The sequence below is a fragment of the Cellulomonas triticagri genome, from assembly GCF_003696205.1.
Taxonomy (GTDB): domain Bacteria; phylum Actinomycetota; class Actinomycetes; order Actinomycetales; family Cellulomonadaceae; genus Cellulomonas; species Cellulomonas triticagri.
This window is the reverse complement of sequence record NZ_RFFI01000028.1, coordinates 27,044-37,665: the sequence shown is the minus strand read 5'-3', so window position 1 is coordinate 37,665 and position 10,622 is coordinate 27,044. Positions and strand designations below refer to the sequence as shown.

The following is a 10,622-nucleotide window of genomic DNA, read 5'->3' as shown; positions in this document are numbered from 1 at the left end:
CACGGGTCGGCGGTGGGTCACGGCACGGGGCCGGGATCCCGGCCAGCGCGCGGTGGGCGCACGGACCGGGCGGGGTGACGGGGGTCGGGGGGCGCCGGGATCGTCGGCGCCGGTGCTCCGTCGACGCCGCGCCGAGCGGGTCGCGCGACCCGCTCGCCCGCTCCGGGAGGGCGGGCTCAGGCCGGCGCGCGCAGCACGACGGGCGTCGACGGATGCCGACTACTCGCGGTGTCGTCCATCGCGTCCACCTCCTCGCCGTCGTGCGGGGCGGACCCGCCACGGGCCCGCACGGCCCGGCAGGGCCGTCCACCAGCCTACCGCCGCGGCACCACCTACCGCCCGTCCGTGCACCGAGGCTGCACCGGTCCCTCACCTCCGGGCCTGTGGACGACGACGGTCCGGGGGACGCGGCCGCCACTAGGGTGGACGACGTGACTCAGGCATGGGACGACGAGTGGCCGCTGCCCGACGAGCCGCCGTACGACCCGGCCGAGGAGCCGCCCTACGAGCCCGGTCCGTCGGCCGCCCGCCCGCGCCCGGACGCCCGGGACGCCGCCGCGCACGGCGACCCGGCCACCGCCCGCCCGGTCGCGCGGCCCGCCCACGACGCCACCACCGGTCGTGCGCCCCTCGACGTGCTCCGCGAGGTCTGGGGGTACGACGCGTTCCGCGGTGAGCAGGCCGCGATCATCGACACCGTCGTCGCGGGCGGCGACGCCCTCGTCCTCATGCCCACCGGTGGCGGCAAGTCGCTGTGCTACCAGGTGCCCGCCCTCGTGCGCCCCGGCACCGGCGTCGTCGTCTCCCCGCTCATCGCGCTCATGCAGGACCAGGTCGACGCCCTGTCCGCGCTCGGCGTGCGCGCCGGGTTCCTCAACTCCACGCAGGACCTCGGGCAGCGCCGCGCCGTCGAGCAGGCCCTCCTGGACGGCGAGCTCGACCTGCTCTACCTCGCCCCCGAGCGCCTGCGCGTCCCCGAGACCCTCGCGCTGCTCGACCGTGCGGACATCGGCGTCTTCGCCATCGACGAGGCCCACTGCGTGTCCCAGTGGGGCCACGACTTCCGGCCCGACTACCTCGGCCTGTCCGTGCTGCACGAGCGCTGGCCCGACGTCCCCCGCATCGCCCTGACGGCGACCGCGACCGACGCCACCCGCGTCGAGATCGCCGAGCGGCTGCAGCTCACCGACGCCCGGCAGTTCGTCGCGTCGTTCGACCGGCCCAACATCCAGTACCGGATCGTGCCGAAGGCCAGCCCCCGCCAGCAGCTGCTCGACCTGCTGCGCACCGAGCACCCGGGCGACTCCGGCATCGTCTACTGCCTGTCGCGGAACTCCGTCGAGCAGACCGCCGAGTTCCTGTCCGCCAACGGCGTCACCGCGCTGCCGTACCACGCGGGCCTCGACCGGGGCGTGCGCGCCCGCAACCAGTCGCGGTTCCTGCGCGAGGACGGCCTGGTCATGGTCGCGACGATCGCGTTCGGCATGGGCATCGACAAGCCCGACGTCCGGTTCGTCGCCCACCTCGACCTGCCGAAGTCCGTCGAGGGCTACTACCAGGAGACCGGCCGCGCCGGGCGCGACGGGCAGCCCTCGACCGCGTGGCTCGCCTACGGCCTGCAGGACGTCGTGCAGCAGCGCCGGATGATCGACACCTCCGAGGGCGACGCCGCGCACCGCCGCCGGCTCTCCCAGCACCTCGACGCCATGCTCGCGCTCTGCGAGACCGTCACCTGCCGCCGCGTGCAGCTGCTCGCCTACTTCGGCCAGGACGCCGAGCCGTGCGGCAACTGCGACACCTGCCTGAACCCGCCGCAGACGTGGGACGGCACCGTCCCCGCGCAGAAGCTCCTGTCGACCGTCGTCCGCCTGGAGCGCGAGCGCAACCAGCACTACGGCGCCGGGCACCTGGTCGACATCCTGCTCGGCAAGCGCACCGCCCGCATCGAGCAGCTCGGCCACACCGACCTGTCGACGTTCGGGCTCGGGGCCGACCTGTCCGACGCCGAGTGGCGCGGGGTCGTCCGCCAGGTGCTCGCCCAGGGGCTGCTCGGGGTCGACGGCGACGGGTACGGCACCCTGCGGCTCACCGAGGCCAGCGCCGAGGTGCTGCGCGGCGACCGCCCGGTCCCCCTGCGGCACGACGCCCGGCCCGCACGGTCCTCCCGGTCCGGCGGCTCGGGCGGGTCCTCCCGTGCCCGGGCAGCGGCCGCCGAGGCCGAGCTCGGGGCCGGCGCCGCCGAGCTGTTCCAGCGCCTGCGCGCCTGGCGCGCCGCCACCGCCAAGGAGCAGGGCGTCCCCGCCTACGTCGTCTTCCACGACGCCACGCTGCGGGACATCGCCACCGCGCAGCCCGCCGACGTCGACGCGCTGTCCCGCATCGGCGGGGTCGGCGCCGCCAAGCTCGAGCGGTACGGCCCCGGCGTCATCGCGACGCTCGAGGGCCGCGAGCCCCCCACCGCGGAGGAGGTCGCGCGCGACGCGGCGTCGGTCGGGCTGTTCGCCGACGACGCCGACTCCTGATGCTCGCCGTCCTGTCCGCGCTCGGCACGATCGCCGTCGTCGTCGCCGTCGGCTGGTTCGTCGGCCGCACCGGCGTCCTCGGCGAGGGCGCGCAGCGGGTGCTCGCCACGACCGCGTTCACCGTCGCCACGCCCGCGCTGCTCATCGACACCATCGCGCACGCCGACCTGCACCTGCTGGTCTCCCGGTCGGCGCTGGTCACCTTCGCGACCACCACGGTCGTCGCGCTGATCGCCGCCGCCGTCCTCGGCCTCGTGCGCCGGCGGTCCGCCGGGGACGTCGTCGTCGGCGTCCTCGCGTCCTCCTACGTCAACGCCGGGAACATCGGCATCCCGCTCACCGCGTACCTGCTCGGCAGCGTCGTCGCCGTCGTCCCGCCGACCCTCTACCAGCAGCTCGTCCTCGGGCCGCTCGCGCTGGTCGTGCTCGACTCCCGCAACCGCCGGGCCCGGGGCGACGAGGTCGCCGCCCCCACCGACCGGCGCCGGCTCGCGACCCTGCGGTCCGTGCTGCGGCGCACCCTGCGCAACCCCGTCATCATCGGCACGCTCATCGGGCTCGCGCTCGCCGCCCTGCCCTGGTCGCTGCCCGAGGTGGTGTTCCAGCCGCTGTCGCTGCTCGGCGCCGCCGCTCCCCCGCTCGCGCTCCTCACGTTCGGGATGTCCCTCGCGGCCCCGCGGGTCGCGGCCGAGCGCGCGCCGCGCGGGGACGTCGCGATGGTCGCCGTGCTGCGGTCCGTCGTGCACCCCGCGCTCGCGATCGGCCTGGGCACCCTGCTCGGGCTGGAGGGCGACGCGCTGCTCGCCGTCGCCGTGGTGTCCGCGCTGCCGACCGCGCAGAACGTCCTCGTCTACGCGATCCAGTACCGGCACGGCACCGCCCTCGCCCGGGACGCGGGACTGGTCACGACCGTCCTCGCGGTCCCGGCGCTGCTGGTGGTCGCGGCTGTCCTGGGCTGAACAGGCCAGGCCCGGCCCGGCGCACGCGCGCGGTGCGTCAGGCGGCAGCCGCGTCGGCGCGGGCCAGCTCCGCGTCCAGGGCCGCGAAGAACGCCTCGGGGGCGTCGCGGCGGATGTTGTGCCCGGCGTCCGGGACCCGGACGTGCGTGAGCCGGTCGCCGAGGACCTGCGCCGCCCGGGCCGCCTGGGCCTCGGTGACGACGCCGCGTCCCGGCCCGACGGTGAGCAGCGTGACCGGGACGGACACGTCGGCCAGCGCCTCGACCCAGCGGCGGGCGGTCCAGTCGTGCGGGACGGCGACGAGGCGCGGGTCGACGCGGGTCTTGGCGTCGGCCCAGCCCTGGATCTCGGCGTCCGACCAGCCGGGGTTGTCGATGCGACCCCGGGCGGCGACCTGCTCGACGGTGAGGCCCGCGAGCGCGTCGACCGCGCCGGCGAGCCACTCCGGACGGCCGGGGTCGTCGAGCACCGGCACGCCCCCGGCGGTCGCCCCGGTCGACCCGGCGTCGTCCAGCCCGAGCAGCCGCGCGTCGTCGGCGGCACCCGCCGCGTCGGACGCCCGGGCCGCGTCCCCGGCGGACTCGCGCCACGCCGGGTCCTCCAGCACCAGCGCGGCGACGAGGTCCGGCGCGGTGAGCGCGAGCTCCTGCGCGGTGACCCCGCCCATCGAGTGCCCGAGCACGACCGCCGGACCGAGGTCCAGCGCCCGCAGGGCAGCCGCCGCGTCGGCGGCGAGCGCCGCGACCGTGAACGGCTCGTCCGGCACGGGGACTCCGCCGTGGCCGCGGGCGTCGAGCGCCACCACCCGGCGGCCCCCGACGCCCGCGTACCGGTCGACCACGAGCGGCCAGCACGCCGACGAGTCGGTCAGCCCGTGCAGCAGGACGAGCGGCACCGGCCCGCCGGCGGCGGCCGTCACCGGCGGGCGGTGCCGTCGACGGCGTGCGGCTCGATCGCGGCGATCTCGTCGGCGGTGAGCGGCGCGGCCGTGAGCGCCGCGACGTTGTCCTCGAGCTGGGCGACCGAGGAGGCTCCGATGATCGCCGAGGTGACGCGCTGGTCGCGCAGCACCCAGGTGAGCGCGAGCTGGGCGAGGCTCTGACCGCGCTGCTCGGCGATGGCGTTCAACGCCCGGGCGCGGGTCAGGTAGGTGTCCCCGATGACGTCGGGCGACAGGAAGTGGCTGGTCGCGGCACGCGACCCGGCGGGGACCTCGCCGGAGAGGTAGCGGCCGGTCAGCAGCCCCTGCTGCAGCGGGGAGAACACGATCATCCCGACGCCGAGGTCACCCACGGCGTCCAGCAGCGACTCGGACTCGCCCTCGGCGACCTGCTCGACGTGCCGGTTGAACATCGAGTAGCTGGGCTGGTGGATGAGCAGCGGCGTGCCGAGGTCCGCGAGGATGCGCGCGGCCTCACGGGTGCGAGAAGGCGAGTAGTTGGAGACGCCCGCGTACAGGGCCTTGCCGCTGGTGACGGCGGTGTGCAGCGCACCCATGGTCTCCTCCAGCGGGACCGTGGGGTCCGGCCGGTGGGAGTAGAAGACGTCGACGTAGTCGAGCCCCAGCCGCGTGAGCGACTGGTCGAGCGAGGACAGCAGGTACTTGCGGGAGCCGCCGTCGCCGTAGGGCCCGGGCCACATGTCGTAGCCGGCCTTGGACGAGATGACGAGCTCGTCGCGGTACGGCGCGAGGTCCTGCACCAGGTGGCGACCGAAGTTGGCCTCCGCGGAGCCGTACGGCGGGCCGTAGTTGTTCGCGAGGTCGAAGTGGGTGATGCCGAGGTCGAAGGCCCGGCGGATGACGGCGCGCTGCGTCTCCATCGGGGTGGTGTCCCCGAAGTTGTGCCACAGCCCCAGCGACAGCGCGGGCAGGTCGAGACCGCTGCGCCCGGTGCGGCGGTACGGCATCGACGTGTACCGGTCGTCGGCGGCGCGGTAGGGGGGCAGGGTCGGCATCGACGGTCCTCTCGGGTGCGGGGGGGCGACCCGGTCCGTCCCGGGCACCCGCACCCCACGCTAGCCCCCGCCACCGACGTCCCCGCACGTCAGCACGCCGGGCGCGGGGCGGGCGTGCCCGCGGTGAGAGGATCACCGGGTGCTGCACGTCGTGTTCTTCGAGCCCCGCATCCCCGGCAACACCGGCAACGCCATCCGGCTGGCCGCCGCGACGGGGGCGACGCTGCACCTCGTGGAGCCGCTGGGGTTCGTCATGGACGAGCCGCGCCTGAAGCGGGCGGGGCTGGACTACCACGACCTCGCGCACGTGGTCGTGCACCCCGACCTGGACGCCGCGATGGCGGCGCTGGCGGGCTCGCGGGTGTTCGCGTTCACCACGCACACCGAGCAGCGGTACACGGACGTCGAGTACCGGGACGGCGACGTGCTGATGTTCGGCCCGGAGCCGACCGGGCTGCCGCCCGAGGCGCTGGAGCACCCGGCGGTGACCGGGCTGCTGCGCATCCCGATGCAGCCGGGCCGCCGGTCGCTCAACCTCACGAACGCGGCGTCCACGGCTGTCTACGAGGCGTGGCGGCAGCTAGGCTTCCCGGGCGGGATCTGACACACCGACGTCTCGGGTCCCAGTGGTCGGACCGCGGGGGACGATGCCGCCCGAGGTGCGCCATGCTCGCGCGTCAGCGCCGTCGACCGAGGGAGCAGCCCGGTGGCCATCTCGAACCGCAGCATCCTGCGCCGCAAGTCCGTGGAGGACTCGCTCGCCACGACCGACGACCCGGACCGGTCGCTCAAGCGGGACCTGACCGCCTGGGACCTCGCGGTCCTGGGCGTCGCCGTCGCCGTGGGCGCCGGCATCTTCTCGGTCGGCGCGACCGCCGCGGCGAACCACGCCGGGCCCGCGGTGATCATCTCGTTCCTCATCGCCTCGGTCGTGTGCGCCCTGGCGATCATGTGCTACGCCGAGTTCGCCTCGACGCTGCCGGTCGCCGGGTCGGCGTACACGTTCTCGTACGCGACGGCGGGCGAGTTCGTGGCGTGGATCATCGGCTGGGACCTGATCCTGGAGATGCTGCTCGCCGCGGCGGTGATCGCGAAGTTCTGGGGCGTGTACCTGTCGGACGCGTTCGGGCTGTTCGGGATCGACGTCCCGACGACCGTGCACCTCGGCCCCGTGGACCTGGAGTGGGGCCCGGTGCTGGTGGTCGGCGTGTTCACCGCGCTGCTCGCCGTCGGCACCAAGCTCAGCACCCGCGTGAACAGCGTGTTCACGATCATCAAGGTCGGCATCACGCTGTTCGTCATCGTCGTCGGGTTCTTCTACGTCCGCGCCGAGAACTACACGCCGTTCGTGCCGCCGTCGGAGCCCGCCGCGTCCGAGTCCGGCCTGCACCAGCCGCTGTTCGCGTTCCTGTCCGGGTTCGACCCGTCGACCTACGGCGTCATGGGCATCCTGTCCGGCGCCGCGCTGGTGTTCTTCGCGTTCATCGGGTTCGACGTCGTCGCGACCACCGCGGAGGAGACCAAGAACCCGCAGCGCGCCGTGCCGCGCGGCATCCTCGGCGGTCTCGCCATCGTCACCGTGCTCTACATCCTCGTGACCGTCGTCGTCACCGGCATGGTCTCCTACACCGACCTCGCGGCGTCCGAGTCCCCGTCGCTCACCACCGCGTTCGTGCTCGTCGGCGCCGACTGGGCGGGCAAGGTCATCTCGATCGGCATCCTCGTCGGCCTGACCTCCGTGATCATGGTGCTGCTGCTCGGCCTCACCCGGATCGTGTTCGCGATGAGCCGCGACGGGCTGCTCCCCCGCGGCGTCTCCCGCACCTCGCACCGGTACAAGACCCCGATCCGCCTGCAGGTCGGCGCCGGCGTCGTCGTCGCCCTCATCGCCGGCCTGTCCAAGGTCGAGCTGCTGGAGGAGATGATCAACATCGGGACGCTGTCGGCGTTCGTGCTGGTCAGTTTCGGCATCCCGATCCTGCGCCGCACCCGCCCCGACCTGACCCGCGGGTTCCGCGTGCCGTGGTCGCCGGTGCTGCCGATCGTCTCCGGCGTGGCGTGCCTGTGGCTGATGTCGAACCTCACGACGCTCACCTGGCTGCGGTTCGCCGCCTGGTTGGCCCTCGGGATCGTCATCTACGCCGTGTACTCCTACCGCCACTCCCGGATCGGGCGCGGCGAGGCACCCGACCCGGCCGACGACCTGCCCGCGCCCGCGGGGCACTGACGTGCCGGGCGGGCCGCTCGCCGACCGGCCGCGGTTCCACGCGGAGACGCTCGACGCGTGGCGCGCCTGGCTCGCCGAGCACCACGCCACGTCGCCCGGCGTCTGGCTGGTGCGGTGGAAGCCGGCGACGGGCCGCCCCCGGTTCGAGTACGAGGAGATGGTGCTCGAGGCGCTGGCCGTCGGGTGGATCGACGGTCAGGCCTGGGCGCCCGACCCCGACACGACGATGCAGTGGTTCACACCGCGTCGGCCGGGAAGCGGGTGGTCCGGGCTCAACAAGGAGCGCGTCTCCCGTCTGGAGGCCGCCGGTCTGATGCAGCCCGCCGGGGCCGCGGCCGTCGCCGCCGCCCGCGCCGACGGGTCCTGGACGGCGCTGGACGACATCGAGGCGCTCGTGGTGCCGGAGGACCTCGCGGCGGCGCTCGCCGCGCTGCCGGGGGCCCGGACGCACTGGGACGGCTTCAGCCGCAGCGCCCGGATGGTCGTGCTCCGCTGGGTCGCCGACGCCCGGCGACCCGCGACCCGGGCGGCGCGGGTGGCGGAGACGGCGCGGCTGGCGGCGGAGGGCGTGCCCGCGCGGCGGTGAGGTGCCCCGGCTCAGCCGAGCAGGCCCAGGTCGGCCGACCAGAGCCGCTCCCCGGGACATCGCTCACGACCCTCCGCTGCCCACTCATCGGGGCCCATAGGTCCCACACAGCCCGAGGAAGGGCTGGTGGTGTCAGGGCATGATCTCCTGGCGCTCTCGTCCTCGTCCCGCGACATCCGGCAGGCAACCAGGCCGGTCGCTGCTGTCACAAGCGCTCGGGGCAGCGATGGCTGGCCTGCTCGCCGTCGGCAGCGCCATGATGCTCGGCGCACCGCCCGCGCACGCCCAGGTGCGCGGGCTGGCGATGGACTCCTCGTTCGACCAGGTCATGACCGACTGGTCGGTCGGCGCGGTCAGGTCGATGACGAGAGCAAGCGACGGCGGATACCTACTCGCCGCGAATGCTTTCACCGTCCCGGGTCGCGGGGGTGTCGCGCGCGGGCCGTTGCGGCTGCACGAGGATCTGACGGTGGACGCCGAATTTGCCAGCGCCGTGGGTGACGGATTCAACAGACCTTCCTCCTCCCCTCCGGTCTGCTCGGCGATCGAGGACGGCGGAGGCTATCTCGTCGGCGGGTCGTTCACGTCGTACCAGGGAACACCGGCCCCTGGCGGGCTGGCCCGGCTGAACGACGACCTGACGCTGGACACGGAGTTCGCCGCCGCCCTCGGCGAGGGGTTCGGGGGAGGCCTGTACTACGACTGCTTAGTGTCCTCCGTGCTGCGTTCGTCCGATGGGGGCTACATCGTCGGCGGGACGTTCACGTCCTACCAGGGCACGCCGGTCTCTGGAGGGCTAGCCCGACTGAACGACGACCTGACGCTGGACGACGAGTTCGCCACCGCCCTCGGCGAGGGATTTGCGGTCTTTGGAGACCTCTTCATCATTGAGCATTCGCGCGGCGGGTACGTCGCATCGGGGAGCTTCACCGAGTTTCAAGGCGCGAGCGTTCGCGCACCGGTGTGGCTGAACGAGGATCTCACACTGAACACCACGCTCACCGACAGAATATTCAACGCCACCCCTGGGTACGTCGTAGAGACTCGCGACGGAGGCCTTCTGTTTACAGGAAGGTCGTGCAACTACACGACGAACTGCATGTCGAAGCTGGATTCTGATCTGAACATGGACGCAGAATTCGCTGCCGCCCTCGGGTCGCGGGGCTTCCAGGGAAGCGCGGGAATCCCTAGGGGCTTCGCAGCGATCGAACACACCGGCGGGGAGTACCTGGTCGCCATGAACGGCTCCAGCTACCAAGGGCTGAGTTTTCCGACTCGCGACTACGTCACCCGTCTGGTGCCGGCGACGGTCGCCGTGGATCCTGTGGCCGATCAGACGGGGGTCGCTGGGTACCCCGTCGACCCGGTGCAGATCACCTTCCGGGCTCAGGGCCCGGTCTCAGCGGTCACCCGGTTCTCCGCATCCAGGTTGCCGGCCGGTGTCAGCATCGATGCCGACACCGGGCTCATCACCGGCACACCCACCCTGTCCACCACGACGACGGCCCAGGTCTCGGTCGTGTACGGGGGACTGCAGGAGACGGTGACGTTCGACTGGGAGATCCGCCCTCCAGCCGCTCCCATCCTGGTCTCGGAGACGCTTCCCGCGGGGGTTGTCGGTCAGCCCTACGAGCACGCCCTCACCACCGACGGCGACCCCGCCCCTCAGGTTCACGTCACGACCGGAGCGCTGCCCGACGGGCTGAACCTCGACGCGGACACGGGGCAGCTGTCCGGCACCCCCACCGCCTCCGGGACCTTCGCGTTCGAGGTCACGGCCTCGAACGGGACCGAACCGGACGCCGCCCAGGACTTCGAGGTCGTCGTGACTTCCGCACCGACCCTCGTCGCGGAAGATCTGCCGCCCGGGGTGGTGGGGAACCCGTACGAGCACACGTTCGTGAGGGGTGGCGACCCCGCCCCCGCGCTGCGCGTGAGCGCCGGGACGCTGCCCGACGGCCTGGTCCTGGACGCAGCCACCGGGCACCTGTCCGGCACCCCCACCGCCTCGGGAGCCTTCACCTTCGATCTCACCGCGACCAACGGCACGACGCCCTCAGCCCGCGGCAGCTTCGAGATCCTGGTGACCGCCCCGCCGAACCTGGCCCCTGACGACCCGCCCGCGGGGGTGGTCGGCCAGCCCTACGAGCACACCTTCACCACCGACGGCGACCCCGCCCCTCAGGTTCACGTCACGAGCGGAGCGCTGCCCGACGGGCTGAACCTCGACGCGGACACAGGGCTGCTGTCCGGCACCCCCACCGCCTCGGGAGCCTTCACCTTCGATCTCACCGCGACCAACGGCACGACGCCCTCAGCCCGCGGCAGCTTCGAGATCCTGGTGACCGCCCCGCCGAACCTGGCCCCTGACG

At 73.6% G+C, this 10,622-nt stretch carries 8 protein-coding genes; 6 read left to right on the top strand and 2 right to left on the bottom strand.

Translation table 11 applies throughout. The annotated features are described in order from the left end of the window. Positions 1-431 precede the first annotated feature (431 nt). Both recQ and EBM89_RS07045 read left to right on the top strand, forming a co-directional pair. Positions 432-2,522 carry a DNA helicase RecQ gene (gene recQ, locus EBM89_RS07050; protein WP_233571600.1) on the top strand — a complete coding sequence of 697 codons (2,091 nt, stop codon included), beginning with the start codon at positions 432-434 and terminating at the stop codon, positions 2,520-2,522. Next, a complete protein-coding gene (locus EBM89_RS07045) occupies positions 2,522-3,481 on the top strand; it encodes an AEC family transporter (protein ID WP_122148739.1) in 960 nt (319 codons plus the stop codon). Before recQ ends, EBM89_RS07045 begins: the two co-directional genes overlap by 1 nt. A 37-nt stretch (positions 3,482-3,518) precedes the next feature. Here the strand turns inward: EBM89_RS07045 and EBM89_RS07040 are convergent, their stop codons facing one another. Then, on the bottom strand, positions 3,519-4,400 hold the full coding sequence (locus tag EBM89_RS07040) for an alpha/beta fold hydrolase (protein ID WP_122148738.1): 882 nt from the start codon (positions 4,398-4,400) through the stop codon (positions 3,519-3,521). Next, positions 4,397-5,437: an L-glyceraldehyde 3-phosphate reductase gene (mgrA, locus tag EBM89_RS07035; protein WP_122148737.1), complete on the bottom strand. Its 1,041-nt coding sequence runs from the start codon at positions 5,435-5,437 to the stop codon at positions 4,397-4,399. The genes EBM89_RS07040 and mgrA overlap by 4 nt, the downstream gene beginning before the upstream one ends. A 139-nt stretch (positions 5,438-5,576) precedes the next feature. Here mgrA and EBM89_RS07030 point away from each other — a divergent pair, with 139 nt between their 5' ends. The 4 genes from EBM89_RS07030 to EBM89_RS07015 all read left to right on the top strand — a co-directional run. Further along, complete coding sequence (locus EBM89_RS07030) at positions 5,577-6,041, top strand: tRNA (cytidine(34)-2'-O)-methyltransferase (RefSeq protein WP_122148736.1); 465 nt, start codon at positions 5,577-5,579, stop codon at positions 6,039-6,041. Between the two features lie 102 nt (positions 6,042-6,143). Then, a complete protein-coding gene (locus EBM89_RS07025; RefSeq protein WP_233571599.1) occupies positions 6,144-7,664 on the top strand; it encodes an APC family permease in 1,521 nt (506 codons plus the stop codon). Position 7,665: 1 nt separating this feature from the next. Further along, the gene (locus EBM89_RS07020) at positions 7,666-8,250 is read left to right on the top strand and encodes a YdeI/OmpD-associated family protein (RefSeq protein ID WP_122148735.1); all 585 of its coding nucleotides are present in this window, start codon (positions 7,666-7,668) and stop codon (positions 8,248-8,250) included. Positions 8,251-8,476: 226 nt separating this feature from the next. After that, the coding region (locus EBM89_RS07015; protein WP_199732016.1) for a putative Ig domain-containing protein at positions 8,477-10,622 on the top strand (2,146 nt) is incomplete at its 3' end.

Excerpts from the sequence above, each read along its gene's own strand:
- EBM89_RS07045 (WP_122148739.1), top strand. The coding sequence starts at position 2,522 with ATGCTCGCCGTCCTGTCCGCGCTCGGCACGATCGCCGTCGTCGTCGCC.
- mgrA (WP_122148737.1), bottom strand. The coding sequence starts at position 5,437 with ATGCCGACCCTGCCCCCCTACCGCGCCGCCGACGACCGGTACACGTCG.